At 66.4% G+C, this 18,852-nt stretch carries 17 protein-coding genes; 13 read left to right on the forward strand and 4 right to left on the reverse strand.

What is annotated here, in order from left to right; all coding sequences use genetic code 11:
- Positions 1-561: 561 nt before the first annotated feature.
- The 3 genes from ABJF88_15335 to ABJF88_15345 form a co-directional block, all read right to left on the reverse strand.
- Positions 562-942: a hypothetical protein gene (locus ABJF88_15335; protein MEP0548309.1), complete on the reverse strand. Its 381-nt coding sequence runs from the start codon at positions 940-942 to the stop codon at positions 562-564.
- Entirely contained in the window at positions 935-1,576 is a 642-nt protein-coding gene (gene parA / locus ABJF88_15340; protein ID MEP0548310.1) for a ParA family partition ATPase, read from the reverse strand. Before parA ends, ABJF88_15335 begins: the two co-directional genes overlap by 8 nt.
- A 236-nt stretch (positions 1,577-1,812) precedes the next feature.
- Positions 1,813-2,562, reverse strand: coding sequence for a T9SS type A sorting domain-containing protein (locus tag ABJF88_15345; protein MEP0548311.1), 750 nt, complete (start codon positions 2,560-2,562; stop codon positions 1,813-1,815).
- A gap of 544 nt (positions 2,563-3,106) precedes the next feature.
- On the opposite strand from ABJF88_15345, the gene ABJF88_15350 reads away from it, so the two are divergent.
- The 13 genes from ABJF88_15350 (at position 3,107) to ABJF88_15410 (ending at position 18,630) form a co-directional block, all read left to right on the forward strand.
- Positions 3,107-5,449, forward strand: coding sequence for a polysaccharide biosynthesis tyrosine autokinase (locus ABJF88_15350; GenBank protein ID MEP0548312.1), 2,343 nt, complete (start codon positions 3,107-3,109; stop codon positions 5,447-5,449).
- 119 nt (positions 5,450-5,568) lie between these two features.
- Complete coding sequence (locus ABJF88_15355; GenBank protein MEP0548313.1) at positions 5,569-6,075, forward strand: hypothetical protein; 507 nt, start codon at positions 5,569-5,571, stop codon at positions 6,073-6,075.
- A gap of 299 nt (positions 6,076-6,374) precedes the next feature.
- A complete protein-coding gene (locus ABJF88_15360) occupies positions 6,375-7,673 on the forward strand; it encodes an MraY family glycosyltransferase (GenBank protein MEP0548314.1) in 1,299 nt (432 codons plus the stop codon).
- Between the two features lie 162 nt (positions 7,674-7,835).
- Positions 7,836-8,138, forward strand: coding sequence for a PqqD family peptide modification chaperone (locus ABJF88_15365; protein MEP0548315.1), 303 nt, complete (start codon positions 7,836-7,838; stop codon positions 8,136-8,138).
- Positions 8,122-8,583: a lasso peptide biosynthesis B2 protein gene (locus ABJF88_15370; GenBank protein ID MEP0548316.1), complete on the forward strand. Its 462-nt coding sequence runs from the start codon at positions 8,122-8,124 to the stop codon at positions 8,581-8,583. Before ABJF88_15365 ends, ABJF88_15370 begins: the two co-directional genes overlap by 17 nt.
- The gene (locus ABJF88_15375) at positions 8,580-10,679 is read left to right on the forward strand and encodes a lasso peptide isopeptide bond-forming cyclase (protein ID MEP0548317.1); all 2,100 of its coding nucleotides are present in this window, start codon (positions 8,580-8,582) and stop codon (positions 10,677-10,679) included. The genes ABJF88_15370 and ABJF88_15375 overlap by 4 nt, the downstream gene beginning before the upstream one ends.
- 192 nt (positions 10,680-10,871) lie before the next feature.
- Positions 10,872-11,069: a hypothetical protein gene (locus tag ABJF88_15380; GenBank protein MEP0548318.1), complete on the forward strand. Its 198-nt coding sequence runs from the start codon at positions 10,872-10,874 to the stop codon at positions 11,067-11,069.
- 77 nt (positions 11,070-11,146) lie between these two features.
- On the forward strand, positions 11,147-11,353 hold the full coding sequence (locus ABJF88_15385) for a hypothetical protein (GenBank protein MEP0548319.1): 207 nt from the start codon (positions 11,147-11,149) through the stop codon (positions 11,351-11,353).
- 63 nt (positions 11,354-11,416) lie between these two features.
- Entirely contained in the window at positions 11,417-12,337 is a 921-nt protein-coding gene (locus tag ABJF88_15390) for a serine kinase (GenBank protein ID MEP0548320.1), read from the forward strand.
- Positions 12,338-12,712: 375 nt separating this feature from the next.
- Positions 12,713-13,876 (forward strand): glycosyltransferase family 39 protein, encoded by a 1,164-nt coding sequence (locus ABJF88_15395; GenBank protein ID MEP0548321.1) that lies wholly within the window; start codon positions 12,713-12,715, stop codon positions 13,874-13,876.
- A gap of 319 nt (positions 13,877-14,195) precedes the next feature.
- Positions 14,196-16,049, forward strand: coding sequence for an ABC transporter ATP-binding protein (locus tag ABJF88_15400; GenBank protein ID MEP0548322.1), 1,854 nt, complete (start codon positions 14,196-14,198; stop codon positions 16,047-16,049).
- A gap of 311 nt (positions 16,050-16,360) precedes the next feature.
- Positions 16,361-17,140, forward strand: coding sequence for an endonuclease/exonuclease/phosphatase family protein (locus tag ABJF88_15405; GenBank protein ID MEP0548323.1), 780 nt, complete (start codon positions 16,361-16,363; stop codon positions 17,138-17,140).
- Positions 17,141-17,529: 389 nt separating this feature from the next.
- Positions 17,530-18,630 (forward strand): nucleotidyltransferase family protein, encoded by a 1,101-nt coding sequence (locus tag ABJF88_15410; GenBank protein MEP0548324.1) that lies wholly within the window; start codon positions 17,530-17,532, stop codon positions 18,628-18,630.
- A gap of 42 nt (positions 18,631-18,672) precedes the next feature.
- Here ABJF88_15410 and ABJF88_15415 read toward each other — a convergent pair.
- On the reverse strand, positions 18,673-18,852 hold a 180-nt coding region (locus ABJF88_15415; protein MEP0548325.1), incomplete at its 5' end, for a LuxR C-terminal-related transcriptional regulator.

Below are 18,852 nucleotides of genomic sequence, written 5' to 3' on the forward strand. Positions count from 1 at the left end.
CCCTCGTGCGCTCTTCGTCGGGGGCCCTAGCATCGGCCGAGCATCCGTCAAGTATAGCCGTAGCGCCCCCGCCGATGCGAGGGCTTTCCTCAATCTGTCGTGCTTAGCCGGACTCGAAACGCCGAATCCAGCTCGTATGAACCCATTCCTTCCTCAATCTGTCGTGCTTAGATCCGGCCGGCCGTGCTCTGCACAGCGACGCTCCCTTCCTCAATCTGTCGTTCGGGGCGTTCTATCTCCCTCCCACGCGGCGCTCAGGGGCTTCCTCAATCTGTCGTTCGGGGTCTTTCCTCAATCTGTCGTTCGAACAACCCAGGGCTTTCCTCAATCTGTCGTCGCAGTCCTCAATCTGTCGTCGATATTTCCTCAATCTGTCGTTCGAATCTCCTCAATCTGTCGTTCGAGACGTCGTTTAAACTCATTAAACACAATAACCTTAGAGAGGGGTCCAAATATACAAATATTCAAATAGCAAATATACAAATGGGATTTTGAGATGGTTAGGGTTCTTGACCCCGCTCCATCTTAGCTCTGCCCGGGGGCTGCGACACTCCTCCGTCCCTACCCCCTCGTCCGCTCCAGGTACTCCCGGATGAGCTCTTGGAGCACGTCCGTCATCGTCCTCCCCGCCATCCCCGTCACGCCCTTGAACTGCTGGTGGAGGTCGGAGGGCACGTCGAGGTTGATCCGCTTCATCCGAGGCTTGCTCCGCTCCGCAGGGTGTTCCTCGCGCTTCGCGGTACGCTCAGCGGCCACCTCCTCGGTTTCCTGCGTCTTTGAAACGGATGGGTCTGAACCGGACGGGCTGGGCGGTGCCGCATCCCCGACCTCCGCCAAGAGGCTGTCGAGGTCGCCTACGTAGCTCCCCGGCCGTCGACCGATCGCCCCTAGCGGGTTCGCTTTTGCCTTCGTCTCCGGCTGCGACTTGCGCTCTTTAGCCATCGAGGTACCCCTTGAGTTCGTTGTACAAGCTCCGGATTTCATCGGCCGCCTTCCCGTCCGGCTCGTAGTCGAGAACGGTCAGCCCCGCTGCCATCGCCTCGCTGTACGCGACCCGCTGCGACGTCCTCGACTCGAGGACCGGGACCCCGTACGACGCGAGGACCTCGTCGACGCCCCCTGCGAGGCGCGTGCCGAGGATCTGGCGATTGATCACGAACGCCGCCCTCGGGCGGCCGTCGGTGAGCTGCTGCCGGGCCTCGATCATGTCCACGAGGTCGTTCACGGCCCAGAGGTCAGCGGCGGAGGGTTGCACCGGGATCAGGACGAGGTCGGCGGCCTTGATGGCGGAAACCGCCATCTTGGTCATCTTCGCCGCGCCGTCAATGACGATCACGTCGAAGGCGTGGGCCACCTTCGGGATGTCGATGTCGAGCGTGGGCCGGTCGACCCCGAACACTGCCGGGAGGTCGATGTCGCCGCCGGTCTCGCGCCAGTCCCGGGCGGTGCCCTGCGGGTCGGAGTCGACGATCAGCACGGAACGCCCGTCGCGCTGGAACGCCCGGGCGAGGTTGGTAGCGAGGGTGGACTTCCCAGCCCCCCCCTTCGTGTTGAGCACGGCGATGACGTGGGACATCAGGGCGTCGTTCGTGAGATGAGTAAAACTTCAAATGAAGATATACTCATTTACTCAAACGGCAAATGCGGCCCTGACGAGTCGTATGGAGGTTTGGCCAAGGTTCTAAGATGATGATTTACTCAAATGATGAAATGAAGATAGATCCACATGGCACGTCCTTCTCGTCGGGCAAAACAAAAGCGGCCGGGGGAAGCCTCCCCCGGCCGCGCTCGCTCGTCGTCCTCGGCGTCCCGTTAGTTGACCAGCGTCATCTTCCGGTGCAGCGTGTGCTCGCCCGCTTGGAGCCGGTAGAGGTAGATCCCGCTCGCGAGCTCGCTCCCGGCGACGAACCCGACCTCGTGGCGGCCGGCCGGGAGCGTGGCGTCGACGAGGACGTGCACCCGGTGGCCGAGCATGTCGTACACCTCGAGCTTGACCCGGGTGGACTCCGCGATCTCGTAAGGGATCGTCGTCTGCTCGCTGAACGGGTTGGGGAAGTTGCCGTCGAGGGCGAACAGGCTCGGAGCGGACGGCTCATCGGTCACCGGGACGCTGACGCTGATCTGCGCCGCCTGGTAGACGGCGTCGGGGAGGAAGACCCCGGCGTCTTCGAACGCGCCGTCGTACGTCACCGAGATCTCGCCGAGGTCGCGGCCGTACTCGAGGCTCTCCGACGCGTCCCAGACCGCGTACGTCATCGCGTCGCCTTCGGCGAACCCCTCCGTGGCCTCCGTCATGGGGTCGTCCTCCCACACGGCGAGCGCCGCGTTCCCCCCGTTCCAGACCAGCCGGCCGGCACACGTGCCGCCAGGCGTGAAGACGGCGAGCTCGTCGTTCGCTTCGAGCGCGGCCCCGTTGATGGCGATGGCCGAGGCCGGGACGATCAGGGTCGCGTTGTTCCCGGTCCGCTCGGAACACGAGGCGAAGTGGGGGTCGGCCTGCGCTACGCGGGGGGCGAAGCAGAGCAGGAGGGTGAAGAGGAGGGGGGCAGAAGGAAAGCGCATCGGGCGGTGGGGCTTTGGTGGGGGCGTCCGTGGCCTCGACAACCAGCATGCCACCCGCCGTCCCGCAGCGAACCCCCGAGTTCAATTCGCCGTATGCCCCGTTCGTTGCTCCTCCGTGGAGACCGCGCCTTACAAACCGCCGGAGTGTTCAGGCCACGCCGGCCCCTCGTCCTCCGCGTGTTCATTACATCACGGACGGGAGGGTTACGAAACCAACCCGTCACGCCGCACCATACGTCCCGGTGCCAAACCGGAACGGCCCTTGCAGTCAGACAAGGCCGTAGCCCCGGCCCTGGGTCCGGTCAGCGGTTCGAGCCGCGAGCGCGGAGTCGCGCAAGCGGAGTCGCGCCAAACGGTGAGATCCCTTGACCCGACCTGCGCCAGAAGCCTACTCCGCATGAGCCTAAGATGGCTCGACCGGCCTGTGTGAGTCCGTACATTCCGTTACTTGTGTAGGACCGCGTGCGATGCGCGTTTCAATCTTGAGTACCGGGCACGGCTGCCCCGCTTTACCTCCACATCGCCCTCCGGGGCCCTATTGAATATGAACGCTCCTAACCTCGATTCCCGCCGCGCTACGCCTGGATATGCGCCTTCTTCGCAGTCGAAGAACAAGCAGATCGAGCGCGTGCTCGACGTCCTGTACCGCCGCCGGTGGATCATCGCTACGGTCTTCGTCCTGGTGCTGGCGGTGGGCGTCGTTTACACGCTGCAGCAGGAGCCGGCCTACCAGGCGACCTCCCTCATCATGGTGGAGCTCAACCGGATGCCGGGGGGGGAGACGGTCGTTTCCGAGGGGAACACGCCGTTCGTCCGCAGCGACCGCTCGATCGCCACGGAGCTCTTCATCCTCCAGAACTCGTACACCATCAACGCCCGCGTCAACGAGCGGCTCCGCGAGATGAGCGCCGAGAATCCCGACGTGGCGTTCCCACCCCGGGGCGGCGTGCAGTTCGGTCCGGCGAGCCGGAGCATCAACAACGCCCTCGCCGTCTCGGCCACGAGCTTGGACCCGCAAGAGGCGGCCCTCCTGGCCAACCTCTACGCCGAGGAGTACGTCCGCCAGACGCAGGACGCCAGCCGCACCCACCTCGTCCAGACCCACGACTTCTTGGAGAAGCAAGCGGCGAAGCGCCGCGAGGAACTCCGGGCGGCCGAGGACGCGGTGGAGAACTACATGAGGCGGACCGGCGCCGTGGGCCTCAACCAGGAAGGGTCGTCCCTCGTCGCTCGGATCGCGGGCCTCGAAGCGCAGCGTGACGAGGCGCGGATCGACATGCAGATGCGCCGGACCCAGCTCTCGTCGATCAACGCGCAACTGAGCGACATCAACGCGCAGCTCCCCAAGCGCGTCTCGTCCAACGTCGACCGCCGCCTGGCCGTGCTGCAGGAGAACCTCGCCCGGCTCGAAGAGGAGCGCCGCGTCATCCTGGGTTATACCGGGGCGCGGGATCAGAGACGGCTCGACGAGATCAACGCGGAGATCCCGCGTCTCGAAGCGGAGGTCGACCAGCTGACCGAGGAGTACGTGAACGAGGTGATGGCGGTCGGTGGGATCGAAGCGGGATCGAGCGCTGTCGGGTTCGCGGCCGAGATGAAGCGGAACGCGGTTCAGCAAGCCATCGAGGTCGAGGGTCTCGAAGCGCGTGTCGGGACGCTCACTAGCCGCCTGCGCGAGTACCAGGCGGAGCTGGCGAACATCCCGGGGCAGTCGACGGACCTCGCGCGGCTCGAGCGCACGCGGCAGCACGCCGAGCAGATGTACCAGTACGTCGTGGAGCGGCTCCAGGAGACGAAGATCTCCCTCGAGTCCGAGCCGGGGTACGCCCGCGTCCTCCGTCACGCCAGCGTTCCTGGCATGCCCTTCGGCGCCGACCCCTTCAAGAACATCGCGATGGCGCTCCTCCTCGGCCTCGCCGCCGGGATCGCCCTCGCCCTCGTCCGCGACAAGCTCGACAACCGGATCTACAAGCCCGACCAGCTCCGCGACCGCGACCTCGACGTGCTCGGGGTGATCCCGGGGATGGAAGCCCTTATCAAGAAGGAGCACGGCGGGGACGAGTTCGCGGACTACCGCGGCCAGCGCATCTCGACGAACCTGACGACGCTCCTCCAGCCGCTCTCCTCCACGTCGGAGGCGTACCGCCACCTCCGGACGGCCGTGCAGTTCAGCCGCCCCGGCGTCGTGGTGCAGACGGTCCTCGTGACGAGCGCGGCCCCCTCGGAAGGGAAGTCGACGACGGCGGCCAACCTCGCCCTCACGATGGCGCAGGCCAAGCGGCGCACGCTCCTCATCGACGCGGACATCCGCAAGCCGAAGCAGCACAAGATGTTCGGGTGCCCGATCGAGCCGGGCCTCGTCCAGCTCCTCTACCAGGGCGATGCCCACCGCGATGCGGCCGTCGACGTGTTCCAGACCCCGTTCGACGAGAACCTCTTCGTCATGCCGGCCGGAGCGCTCGTGTCGGACACGCCGGGAGGGGAGGGGCCTACCCGTGTCGAGGAGCCGTCCGAGATGCTGGGCTCGAAGCGGATGCGCGACGTGCTCGAGACGCTCCGGGGCCAGTTCGACATCATCGTGATCGACTCCCCGCCCGTCCTCGCGGCGACCGACGCCGTCCTCCTCTCGACGCAGGCCGACGCGACGATCGTCGTGGCCTCCGCCGGGACGACGAAGGAGGGCGACCTCGAGCACAGCCTCGAGCGCCTCGGCGACGTGGGCGCCCACGTGATCGGCACGCTCCTCAACCGGTTCGACCTCTCGATGGCCTACGGCTACAAGTACAGCTACGGTCAGTACGGCCCGTACTCCAAGTACAGCTACGGGCAGGACGAAGCGCCGAAGCCGTGGTGGAAGCGTCTCCGCCGCGGCGAAGGGGTATCGTAGCGCCGACGCCTCGGTGGAGGCGGCAGTGCGCCCGCAGCATGCAGAGCACGCCTCTCGGCCGTAGCTTTGCACGCTGCGGGCGTTTTGAACAACGACACCTCTTACCTACCCCTCTGCGCATGCGACCCCTCTTCATCCCTATCACCGCCTTCGCCGCACTCCTGTCGTTTGCTCCTGCCGCGGCCCAGACGCCGCGCCCCACCGACGTCATAGCCCAGGGGACCTCGTATTTCATCTTCGCGGCTCCGGGCGAAGCGACCATCGAGTTGCTCGTCTTGGGCAACACCAAGTCGGGCGTGTACGTCGTCGGGGAAACGACGACCTTCACGGAGCTCCTCGCGCTCTCGGGCGGGACCGGGGCGTCCGACCAGAACCAGTCCGTCCGTGTCGAGCGAACGGTCCGGCTGCTGCGGGAGGAGGGGGGGGAGCGCGTCGTCGTGTACGAGGCCGACGCGGACGAGGCGCTCCGGCAGACCGGCGCGCACCCCACGCTCATGAACGGGGACATGGTTACGGTGGAGACGGAGGTCCACAGCCGCTTCAACCTCCGAGACACGCTGAGCATCGTGACCTCCCTCGCCAGCGTGACCCTACTGATCCTCCGCCTTGTTGATTCATCGAATTGAGCGAGCGAATGAGCGGACGTCCGCAGAAGCGCACCTAGGATGCGCCAAACGTACACCCCCGTGCCCCCCCAGAGAGTGAGGGGCGGGCGAGACGGCATTATAGCTTCCGTAGAAGAGCAACGCCCCCACTCCCGCTCCAAGCGCGCTGAGCCCCGGAGCCCTCATTACCTCGCCCGTACGATAGGAGACGGTTACGAAACCCCTCCTCTATCGCTCCTGGCACGATTACCGCAGCTACGTGGGGCGGACGACATGAATACCCCTCCGTCCGCCCATCACGAACGTAGCCTCTCGACCCCATGGAATACTCGGTGCTCATAGCGGGCTTCCTCGTCGCCTTCGGCACGACGGCTCTCACCACGCCCATCGTCCGCCGCCTCGCCATCGACTACGACTGGGTCGACCGGCCGGATGGGCAGCGCAAGCTCCACGCCGACGTGGTCCCCGCCATCGGTGGGATCGCCATCGCGCTCGGGTTCGGCGTGGGCCTCTCGTACCTCTACGCCGTCCGCGGGCTGCTCCCCTTCGACGTCGTGTTCCCCACGCCGGCGCTGTGGGCCGGCGCGCTCGCCATCGTCGCGTCGGGGTTCTACGACGACACGCGCGGGCTCGGGTTCAAAGGGAAGCTGGCTGTCCAGGCCCTCGTCGCCTACGCCCTCTTGCACGCGGGCTACCGCGTCGACGTCTCCGGGCTCCCCTTCGTAGGGGAGGACGTCTACACGCAAGCCCTCGTCTCCATCCCCGTGACGCTTCTCTGGATCGTGGGCGTCATCAACGCGGTGAACCTCCTCGACGGCCTCGACGGGCTCGCGGCGGGGGTGTCGCTGATCGGCTTCGCGGCCCTCGGGCTCATCTTCGGGATCCACGGGGAGATCGGGCTGGTGATGATCGCGCTGATCATCACGGGGGCGCTCGCGGGCTTCCTCCTGTTCAATTTCAACCCGGCGTCGATCTTCATGGGCGACTCCGGGAGCCTGTTCCTCGGCTACCTCCTCGCGACGTACTCCCTCTCCGGCACGGGGCATGCGAACCCGATGATGGCCCTCGCCGTGCCGGCCGTGGTGCTGGGGCTCCCCCTCGTGGACACGGCGCTCTCCGTCGCCCGCCGGTTCGTGGAGCGGAAGGCGATCTGCGCCCCGGACCGCGACCACATCCACCACCGGCTCACGCGGACGCTGTCCCACCGCAACGCCGTGCTCGTGCTCTACGCCGTCGCGCTCAGCTTCGGCGTGGCCGCCGTCGCGCTCAGCGTCCTGCCCGTCGCGCTGGGGATCGTACTCATCGTGGGGGTCTTCGCGCTCACGGGGCTCGGGTTGAACCGGCTGAAGTACCTCCGCCGCAGCTACGTCGTACCGGACATCCACCCGATCGGTCGGTCCAGCGGAGCGGCTTCCGCCTCAGAGCCGAACCGTGAAGCGAAAGCGGGGGAATCGTCCGTCCGGTTCGCGGCTTCGAACGGGGACGGCGGCTCGTCCTCGGTGGACCTCGTATCGATGGGTCCCATGACCCCGGCTCGGGAGGTCACGTCCACCCGAAAGCTTGAGGGTCGCGCCATCGCCGACTCCCACGAGGCCCTCGCTGCCCGCGCGGCCCCTTGACGAGGAGAGGGCGAGCACCTTACCACGGGGGACCCCCAGCCTGGGTTGTATGGGGCATCCTCGCCCTCTGCGCACGCCCGGCGTAGTTGAGGGATGGACACCTTCGCTTAGAGTTACTATACTCCGCAGATAGAAATGATCTCCGCTAGCCCCCCCGCATTTGTGAACGCCTTCATGGTTACAGAGCGCTCGACCGTCGTAGTGAAGCCGGGTCTTACGGCCGCAGACCTAGGCGGAGAAGCCGTCGTCCTCGACCCCCATACCGGCCGTTACTACGGGCTGAACGAGCTCGGCGCCCGCATCTTCGAGCTCTCGCAGAAGCCCCGCTCTGTAGACCGGATCATGGCGGCCCTCCTGCAGGAGTACGACGTCGCAGAGGACCAACTGAGGACGGACGTGGTCGCCTTCCTGCGTGAGATGGAGAACCGCGAACTCATCGAGATCAGCGATGGCGCTCCTGCGTAAGTTCCTCGCCCGCTCGTGGGCCGACCGGGTGTTGCTCGTTCGTGCGTTCGTGCTCGTGAGCGCCGTCCGAATCGGGCTGTGGGTGCTGCCGTACCGGACCGTCCACCGGCTCGCGGACTGCCCCGTAGCGCCGCGAGCGATGACGCCGGATGAGGAGCGACGGAGCCTCCGTCGGATCATTGGAGCCGTCGAGGCGATGAGCCGCCGGCTCCTCGGGACGAAGCCGTGCCTCACCCAGGCGCTCGCGGCGCAGCGGATCCTCCGGCAGGAGGGGATGGACTCGACCCTGCGAATCGGCGTGGCGAAGGACGGCCAAGAGCTGCTGGCCCACGCGTGGCTCGAGCGTGGCACCCGGGTGCTCATCGGGGGGGGGCATTCGCCGCGGCTATACGCCCCGTTAGTACCGATGCGGCCAGAGACGCCCGCCCACCAGGAGCCGGCGTGAGCGCGGTCGCCGGGCTTTACCTGTTGGATGGCCGGGCCGTAGACCGGGCCACCCCGGCGCGTATGATCGGCACGATGCCTCACCGGAGCCCCGACGGGTCCGCGGTGTGGACGGGGGGCGCGGTGGGGTTGGCCCACGGCGCATTCCACACGACGCCGGAGTCGCTCCACGAGGTGCTCCCGCTCACGAACGAGGCGGGCACGCTCACGATCACGGCCGACGCCCGGATCGACAACCGGGACGAGTTGATCGCCTGGCTGGCGCTCCCGAACCGGCCCGAACCGATCGCGGACAGCGAGCTCATCCTCGCAGCGTACGAGGCGTGGGGGGAGCGGTGCCTCGACCGGCTCGTGGGGGACTTCGCTTTCGCTATTTGGGACGCTCGCCAGCGGGCGCTCTTCTGCGCACGGGACTACGTGGGGACGCGGCCCCTGTACTACTACTACGAGCCGGGGCAGATCTTCGCCTTCGGGAGCGAGGTCAAAGCGATCCTAACGCTCGATGGAGTGCCAGAGGACATCAACGAGGTCAAGGTCGCAGACTATCTGTCGTGGAGCTGGGACGACGTAGAGAGCACGCTCTACGAGGGCGTCCTCCGCCTCCCTCACGCCCACGCCTTGAGGGTGGACGCACACGGGATACGGAAGTGGAAGTACTACGAACTCCGTCCGGTGCCCTCGGCGGGTTGCCACTCCGACGCCGACTACACGGAGCGCTTCAGGGAGCTCTTCACTGAAGCCGTCCGTTGCCGTTTGAGGAGCGCCTTCCCGGTCGCCTCCCAACTCAGCGGGGGGCTCGATTCCTCAGCCGTGTCTTGCGTTGCTCGAGACATCTTGCTAGGGGCGGGGCGGGGGGAGCTCCACACCATCTCCCTGGTCTTCGACGAGGACCAGGCCAGCGACGAGCGCTCCTACATCTCGGCCGTCCTCGAGCAAGGCGGCTTCGTCCCTCATTTCGTCCCCGGAGACACGGGGGGACCCCTGAGCGACCTCGACGAGATCTACGGCACGCTCGACAGCGAGCTGATTTCGGGGAATCCTCGTTTAGTATGGGTGATGCTCCAGGAGGCGCGCCGCAGGGGGGTCCGGGTCCTCTTGGACGGCCTGGACGGCGACAACGTGATCTCCCACGGGTACCTCCGGCTGAAAGAGCTCGTGGACGCCGACGATTGGGAGGCCTTCGCAGACGAGGCCACCCAGCTCGTGGCGCGCTTCAAGAGCGCCGACCACATGCAAGAGGCCCAAAGAGAGATGGCCGACCCGAAGGCCTTGGCGAGGGTTTTCGGAACGTACGGGGTCCCACGCCTACGGGCCTACGCGGAAGAGGGCGCGTGGACTCGGTACTGGGAAGGCCTGCAGACGGCTAGGCGCGCCTTCTCCCTTAAGCGCGGCCCCTTGCTCAGGCGCCACTGGCGATACCTGCTGGCCCCTGCGTGGCTGCTCAAGTTGTGGAGGGCGTCCAAGGGGAACGGGTCGGGGAGCGTCTCCGGCGCGCAGGTCCCTCCGCCGCTGTTGAGTCGGCAGTTCGCCGAACGGATCCGACATCGCGAGCGGCTCGCTGAGTTCGAGGGGCTCAAGTCCAACGCCGAGGGGGTGCGGGAGTCGCAGAGGGAAGTGTTGGGGGGGGGGAAGTTGGCAATAGGCCTCGAATTGGGAAACCTGTGCGCCAGTGCGCAACACGTAGAGATCCGTCACCCGTTCATGGACCGGCGTTTGGTAGAGTTCTGCCTGTCGCTTCCTTCCGAGTTCAGCCTCCGCAACGGTTGGACGCGCTTCATCCTCCGACAGGCCCTCGTCGACGTACTGCCAGAGCGTATAGCTTGGCGCACCGGTAAAGGAAACATGGTCCCAACGTTCACCCCAGGCCTCTTCGAGCGCAACGACGAGCGATTACGCGAGCACGTAACGGACCTCGGCCCGCTCGCGGAGTTCGTGGACACTGAAGCGGTCCGCCGCATGTACGAGCGAGGAGCGGAGCTAGGCGAGCTAGACCAGGTCCGTTTGGCCGCAGTAGCCACGATGTCCTTCTGGCTCAAGCGGCGCCGTGAACCGTCCGTGGATACCGATGCCTCCGCTTCCGAAGATCGAAACGGTTGATGGGGGAGTAACCCTGTGCGCTCTTGCGCCAAAAGCGCATAGCGTGCGAGACGACAGGAAGCAGTTGAACGGAGACTCGGAAGCGTATGTTGAGTATTACCGCATGACCTGTGTCTCTCACGCCGTTGATTCCTCGTATAGAGGAAGCGGCCCGTGCGGTAACCCCCTTTTTTAGCGCCCTCGGGCCACACCATGAAGAAGCTCTATACCGCTCCTCAGTTGAGCGATTTCGGCAGCATCAGCCAGCTCACGGCGGACAGCCGCGAGAACAGCACGGCCGACACCTTCTACACCGCGAACGGGAGCCAGTCAGGCGCCGGTGGCTCCATGGACGGTTGCGTGTTCAATCCTCAGACGCGCCGCTGTATCAATCCCGCCGCGACGCCCTGATCCCTAGCGTTCCACGAGAGCGTTCCACGAGTTCCCCCTTGGGGAAGTTAACAAACCATACCTAAACAGGTAAAACCATGAAGAAGCTCTATACCGCTCCTCAGTTGAGCGATTTCGGCAGCATCAGCCAGCTCACGGCGGACAGCCGCGAGAACAGCACGGCCGACACCTTCTACACCGTGAACGGGACCCAGCCGGGCCTCGGCGGCTCCCTGGACGGCTGCGTGTTCTTCCCCCAGGGCCACCCGCAGGCGGGCGAGTGCCAGAACCCCGACGCCCCTTGATCGACGCCTGATCACAGGATGTCAGCGACTGCTCCTTGGGGGAGTCCGGCCAGCGATACTGAGATGGAGATGTTTTCTTACAGGGCCTACACGCTCACGATCCACTCAGACATCAAGCTGGCCGGGCTCCCCCTCGGCGCAGGGCCCCCGGACGCTACGATAGTCCGTCGCCGGCTCTCCGAGGCCGAGCTCAGCGCGTCCTCACGAGAGGGGCTGTCTCGGGGTAGGATTTACGACGACTTGGAGTTCCTCATCGAAGACGGGACACGCATGGTGATCGACATGCGCGCGCCCATGGGGGACGACCTGCTGTGCTCGTACGTATTGGGGCCCCTGCTGAGCATCTTGCTCCGACAGCGGGGGCTCTTCGTCGTCCATGCGTGCTGCGTAGCTAGGGACGGAGAGGCCATCGGTTTCCTCGGGGAGTCCGGGTGGGGCAAGTCCACGCTGACAGAGTTCTTCTGTCAGCGGGGGTACTCCCTCGTGACGGACGACGTGCTCGCCGTGGACCTCACGGCTGGGGAGCGCCCCCACGCTGTGCCGGGCTACCCCCACATCCGCTTGCTCCCCGGAGCCGGCGGCAGCTTGATGGGTGACTTCCAAGCGTTACCGTTGGTGTTCGAGGGGGGGCTCAAGAGGTTGCTCGTGCGAGACGAGATGCCCGAGACGCCCCTCCCGCTGAAGAAGCTGTACCTGTTGAACGAGGACTACGCGCCAGCCCACGCGATAACACCGTTGTCGGCTTCCGAGGTGGTCCGTCGGCTGATTCGCCACACGCGGGTCATGCACGTGATGACGAGCCCCCCCGTGCTCGCGCACCACCTCGGGCAGTGCTCGGAGTTGGTGCGCTCCGTCCCTATCAGCGAGCTGCATCGCAAGGCGTCCTTCGCTGCTCTGCCGGCCCTGTTCGATCTAGTGGAGCGCGATCTCGAGGCCCTCGTCCCGAGGGGTGCCGTAGCGAGCGTGGAAGCCGCGGGCAATTAGGTGAGCGACCAACGTTCCGAGTTCGCGTTTCGCCGTGGGGCCTTCCGCGGCCTACCACGCGATGGCTCCGGCGCAAGGGCCTGCATCGAGGGTCCCTACACGGCGCGGCTAGAGACGGGGGAGGTTCGACGAGCGCCGGCCGGCAGGAGTCGTCGGGCGTCGTCCGCCACCGAGCACGCAGGCCCGCGCGGTGGGCGATCTCACGTCCGGTCGTCGGAAGGGTTCACATTCGCAAGGGCACCCGCGTGATCTGGTCTCTAGGAAAGATCTGGTCTCTAGGAAAAGGGAGGCCCCGGGTTCCCGCTCCGTTCGCTGCGACTTGACCCCCCCGTCGCCTACATGTTAACCGACCGACCATCCTTGGCGGCCCGCACTATGAGCGCCCTGCCGTACGGGCTCTCCCCCGCGTTCTTGGCCGTACTCGGGCTCGCGATCACGCTCCGCGTAGGGGTCGCCGTCGTCAGCGGTCCGGGCTGGTTCCCCATCGACACGTCGTTCTACCTCGAGCAAGGGCGTCAGATCGCAGCGGGCACCCCCCACGCATACCTCCCCAACGGGTTCCCGCTCTTGATCGCGGGCTTCTGGGCCGCGCTCAGCCCGCAGTACGTGCCAACGGCGGTCCTCTGGCTGAACGTGTGCGCGTCGATCGGGACGGTCGTGGTGGTCTACGCGATCGGGTGCCAGGTAGCCGATCGCTCGACGGGGGCCCTCTCAGCCCTCGTTGTGGCCGTCTACCCTAACCAGCTCAACTTCGCCCGGATGCTCATGTCGGAGGCGACCGCTACGTTCTTGCTGGTCTCGGCTCTGTACCTCCTCCTCCGTCACCGAGCCCTATGGTCTGGCCTCGTGCTCTCGCTCGCTGTTTTGGTCCGGACGTCCTTGCTGCCCGTGGTGCCGGCCCTCCTCGTGGTGATCCTCGCCTTCCGGCGGAGTCGGAGGGAGGCGGTGGCCTTCGTGCTCGGCGCCATGCTCGTAGCTGGGCTGCAGGCCGTGCTCCTCACGGCGGGCACGATTGTGCCACCCCAGAACGTGGCCTACAACGTGCTGCTCTCGATCGACACGGTCAGCTCTGACGGCGTCGACTTCACCCAAGCGTCTTTCCAGGCGCGATTCTCGGAAGAGGAGCAAGAGCGTCCGTTTACGACATACTTCCGATTCGCGGTCGAGAACCCCCGCGTCTTCCTCAAGCAGAGGCTCTCGGCGATGTGGGAGCTGTGGGGGCCCTGGCCGTCGTCGGGGGACCCCCGGCACCCCCGCCGCCCGTTGTCCCAACTCCTCATCGGCCTGCGCTTCCTGCTGATCGTACCGGCCACGTGGGCCCTCGCGCGCCACCGCCGAGAGGCGTGGGCGTGGGTCCTTGCGGCCCCCGTCCTGTTAGTCACCGTCGTACACGTCTCCTTCTTCTCCACGCCGCGGTTTACCCACGTGGTCGAGCCCGCGGCGGCGGTCTTGGCAGCGTCATTAGCCGTCGAACTGCTGGCGCGGTCAAGGTGGGGGCAGTCGCGGTGGGGGACACCGCTGAATCCCAATCCGCCCTGAGGTTGGGGGTCGCCCGGTTCTGGAGGCGATGCTCCAGTGAGCGAGGGGCCCGCGGGGTTGCCGGGTTTTGGTGGGGCCCCTCCCCCGCGAACGGCCGCCCCTCCCCCCGTCCGACTGAGCCCTAAGTCCGGTGCTATCCGCACGTATCCCTCCCTTGGCACGTATATTGACACGGCGTTGTCGGTCGCATCCAGTCGGGCTCCACCAGGGTTATGGAGCAAGGGTTATGGGGCATCGGTGCGAGGCAGGCCCTCCCCCGCTGGGCACGGACCTCCGGGAGTCTAGTGCATTCTATTGATTCGGTAACGAGCCCTCAACTGTGAAAGGACGTGCTATTGAAGTGATCGGGCGCCTGGAGTATGCCCGACTCGCACTCGGCTTCATCTGGGATTCCGCTCGTAGGTGGACCGTCCTCTGGTTCGCCTTACTCGTCGTCCAGGGGGTGATCCCGGCAGCGATCGTCTACCTCACGAAGTGGGTGGTGGACAGCGTGGCGTCCGTGGTGGGTGGGGGGGCTTCGTGGGAGGCCGTCGCACTCGTCCTCGTGCCTGCGGGGTTGATGGCCGGGCTCATGCTCCTGCAGCGCGTCCTCGGCGGGCTGAACGAGTGGGTGTCTACGGCCCAGGCCGAGATCGCAGGAGACCACATCAAGTCCCTCATCCATGAGAAGTCAGTAGCGGCAGATTTCGGGCTCTACGAATCGGCGGAGTACCACGACCAACTCGAGCAGGCCAACTCGCAGGCGAGCAGCCGCACGCTCCAACTCCTCAACAACGTCGGGGGGTTGCTCCAGGCCACCGTCACCTTCACCTCCATAGCGGTCCTGCTCCTGCAGTACAGCCTGTGGCTACCGCTCGTCTTGGTCGTCAGCACGCTCCCGGCCTTCCTCGTCGTCGTCTACCACAACAAGAAGTACCACGCGTGGTGGGAGGAGATGACGCCGACCCGTCGTCGGGCGCAGTACTATGACCTCATGCTCACCCGCGACATGACGGCGGCCGAGATCCGTGTGAACAACCTGGGCGGCCTCTTCCAGGAGGAGTACGGGGCGCTACGGAAGAGGCTGCGCGAGGATCGGCTCGTGCTCCTCCGCAAGCAGGTCCTCGGGAGGCTCCTCGCCGCGGCCATCGCGCTTTTGGTGACCGGGGCCACGATGGCGTGGATCGTGCTCCGCGCCCTGGAGGGGCAGGCCACGCTGGGGGACCTCGCCCTCTTCTACCAGGCGTTCAACCAGGGGCAGTCCCTCGTCGGATCCTTGCTGCAAGGCATGGGCGAGATCTACACGAACACGTTGTTCCTAGAGCACGTCTTCGCGTTCTTGCGCCGGCGCAAAGAGGTGGTGGACCCCGACGAGCCCGTGCCCTTCCCGCGCGTGCTCGAGAGCGGGGTCCGCTTCGAGGACGTCACCTTCACGTACCCCGGCAGCGAGCGGCCGGCCTTGCAGGACTTCAACCTCCACATCCCTGCGGGGAAGGTGGTGGCCATCGTGGGGGAGAACGGGGCCGGGAAGAGCACCTTTATCAAGCTGCTCTGCCGGTTCTATGACCCCGACACGGGGCGGGTGACCGTAGACGGTGTGGACATCCGGAGCTTCGCGCAGGCGGACCTCCGCCACCACATCTCCGTCATGTTCCAGTTCGCGATGAAGTACCAGATGACGGCGTCGGAGAACATCAGGATGGGCGACGTGAGCGCCCCATACGGGCGGGACGAACTCGAAGCTGCGTCGCGCAGCGCCGGCGCGCACGATTTCATCTCGGAGCTTCCCAAAGGCTACGACACGATCTTGGGACGGTGGTTCGCTACCGGCATGGAGATCAGCGGGGGGGAGTGGCAGCGGGTGGCGCTCGCTCGTGCGTTCTTGCGGCGCGCCCCCCTCATCATCCTCGATGAGCCCACCAGTTTTATGGACTCGTGGGCCGAGAACGACTGGCTCCGCCGGTTCCGGCGCATCGTGGAGGGGCAGACGGCCCTCATCATCACGCACAGGTTCAGCACGGCCATGCAAGCCGACATCATCCACGTCATGGACGACGGCAACATCATCGAGTCGGGCTCCCACGCGGACCTCATCGTGAGGGGGGGGCATTACGCGACGTCGTGGGCGGCGCAGATGCGCCAGGCCGGCACCCAGGCGGCTGCCGGCACCCAGGCAGCTAAGGTGATGGAGTAGCACGTCGGATGCGGCGGCTCGTTCGGGTGCTGTCCTTGGGAGGGGATCTCCTGCTCGGTGGGCTCTTCGTGGCCGGTAGCGCAGCGTACTTCGTCCCTCCGGGTCCCCTCTGGGTCCTTCAGTTAATCGCTCCAGCGGTTCCTTACCTTGGGGCTGCCGTGATAGGCGTGGCTGTTGCCATGGCGCTAACGCGGCGCTGGATCGCCTTCGCAAGCCACCTCGCTATTTTGGTCGCCGCTGTTGCCGCACCGATGGGTTCGGGGGGGGCGGTCCCTGCCACCGTCCCACCCGCTACGCCTACCCTCACAGTAGTGAGCTTCAATGCTCCGGGATTCTCCGGGAGGGCGTTCGAGCGACTGGTGACCGAGGCGAGGCCGCACGTCTTCGCGCTCCAAGAGGTCACGGTCCAGGCGACCCCGCCATCCGGGCAGGTTCAGGGCGGGGGGCTCGTGGTCGTCCCCGCCCTCTTGGGCCGCGGGTACGGGCTCTCGCGGCTAGCCGGTGATGCGTACGCCCCCGTGCGGGAGCCCATCTTCTCCCTGCTCGAGCCGGCCGGCCCAGCCCAACTCGTCGCGGGGTACCCCCAGGAAGGGCTGTGGAGATCGGGAGGGATCACGCGTTCGCTCTACCACTGGCAGGGGCGAGTCATCGCCGTCTACAGCGTGCACATGCACTCCTTCAGTGGAGAGCGGCCGTGGAAGCGGGTAGGGGGGGAGCGGCACGTGTTTTCGCTCTCGGCGTGGTACCGCGCTCTACGTTCCTACCGGGCTGATTTTCGGATACGGGCGGAGCAGGCGCGGGAGTTCCGTCGCGTGCTCGAATCGGAGCCGCACCCGTTCATCGTGTGTGGCGATCTCAACAGCACGCCGTACCACTGGGCCTACGCCCACCTCGCCGCCCCGCTGCAAGACGCGTTCAAGGGGGCCGGAAGTGGGTGGGGCGGGACCTACCACGCACGCCTCCCCCTCGTCCGGATCGACTACGTCCTGGCCAGTAAGGAGTGGGAGGTGCGGGCGGCTCGCGTGGATAAGAACGTGGCCTCGGACCACCGGCCCCTGGTAGCAGAACTCGCGTTACGGCCCCAAGAGTAGTCGAGGGCGACCCGCGTTATGACGGCGTGCCCATCGGCCGATAGCTACCGTGTTGGACGTCCCGCCTCCCAGCTCCGGTCCGGTCTGCTGAGAAGGGAGAGTGGTGCCGCACACGTGCGGGCTGTTTCGTTTCCCTCGCCTATGCCTCCTCCGCCCGCTCCAGGGGAGCCCCCGCGCTACGGCCCCTCTCGGGCCCGACGTTTGAGGAGGCGGGGAGACGGCGCAGCAGGCCAACAGGACAGGGGTCCCTCGGCTGTCGCCTCGGCTTATCTTACGGTTTAGACCTATGCGCCCGTCACAGTCTTACGCTGGCCGAACAGCCGATCGGGCCAGATCATCCATTGTGCCACCCACTGACCGTTGTGCCACCCATAATCAGCGGCATTGAAATGGAACGCCGCGCAGAATTCGACTTGCTGACGCTCTTCAGCCGGACCGCGCTCGGAGGGGAACAGGAAGTGCGCGCTGAGGCGCTACTCGGAGAGGACCTCGACTGGGGTTACCTGGGCGCGATCGCCGGTTACCACGGCGTCCAGCCCCTGTTGTACTACCACCTGCGGAGGCTGGCGCCGGAACTGCTCGCGGTAGAGCCGCTCGACCGGCTACGGGCCGTCGTCGGCGCCCGTTCTGCGCACGGGCTCGTGCTCGTGCACGAGCTGGGCCGGCTCGCCGGGGTGTTCGAGCGCGAGGGGCTCCCCGTCATCGCTATGAAGGGTCCCGTCCTGGCGCAGAGCATCTACGGGGGCATCGCGCTGCGTCCGTTCGTCGACCTCGACCTCGTGATCGACCGCGCGAGGTTCGACGAGGCCAACCGCATCCTGGAAGGGGAGGGGTACGAGTCCCGGGAGCTGACCCCGTTCCAGAAGCGAAGCTACCTCTTCATCCACGGCCAGTTCACGTTCTGGCGCCGCATGGCGAGCGTGGGGTCGGCGCTGGCGGTGATCGACCTCCACACGGCGATAATGCCGCCCGGCTACTCGTACACGGAGGACTTCGGCGACCTCCTCAGGCGCTCCGGGACGATGAAGTTCGGGGCGTCGGAAACGCGGGTCTTGGAGACGGTCGATCTCCTCGAGGTGCTGTGTTACCACGGGTTCAAGAACCGGTGGGACCGGCTGAAGTACATCGCCGACGTGGCCGAGCTCCTGCGCGCTACGCCAGAGCTGAACTGGGACGCGGTGTACGCCCGCGCCCGCGCGATGCGGAGCAGCCGCGTGCTGTGGCTCGGGCTGTCCTTGGCCGAACGGGTTCTGGACGCCCCTGTGCCCGAGCGGGTGAGCCGGGACGTGCACGCGGATCGCCACGTGATGTCGCTGAGCGAGGAGATCGTGGAGCGGCTCCCGCAGCAGGCGCACATGAGGGTGGAGCCCTACCTCGACCGCGTCCGCCTCAACATCCTCGCGCAGGACAGCCTGCTCGGCCGGCTCCGCTACGGCGCGTACGCGACGGCGCGCCGGATCTCGGAGCTCTACATCCCGGAGGGGGACTGAAGCCCAGGTGGACTGATCCGGAAGGCGGCTAGGGACCGGGGGCTAGGAGCCTCGTCGCGAGCTGGCCGGGTTGGCCTGCTCCCACCGGATGGCGAACTGTAGGAGCTCGGTGACGGTGTCGAACCCGAGCTTCTCCTTCGCCCGCCGCCGGTACGTCTCCACCGTCTTCCGCGAGAGGTTCAGCCGCTCGGCGATCTCCTCGGTCGGCCGCCCCTGCCCGAG

The sequence above is a fragment of the Rhodothermales bacterium genome, from assembly GCA_039944855.1.
In the GTDB taxonomy this organism is placed as follows: Bacteria; Bacteroidota; Rhodothermia; order Rhodothermales; family JANQRZ01; genus JBBSMX01.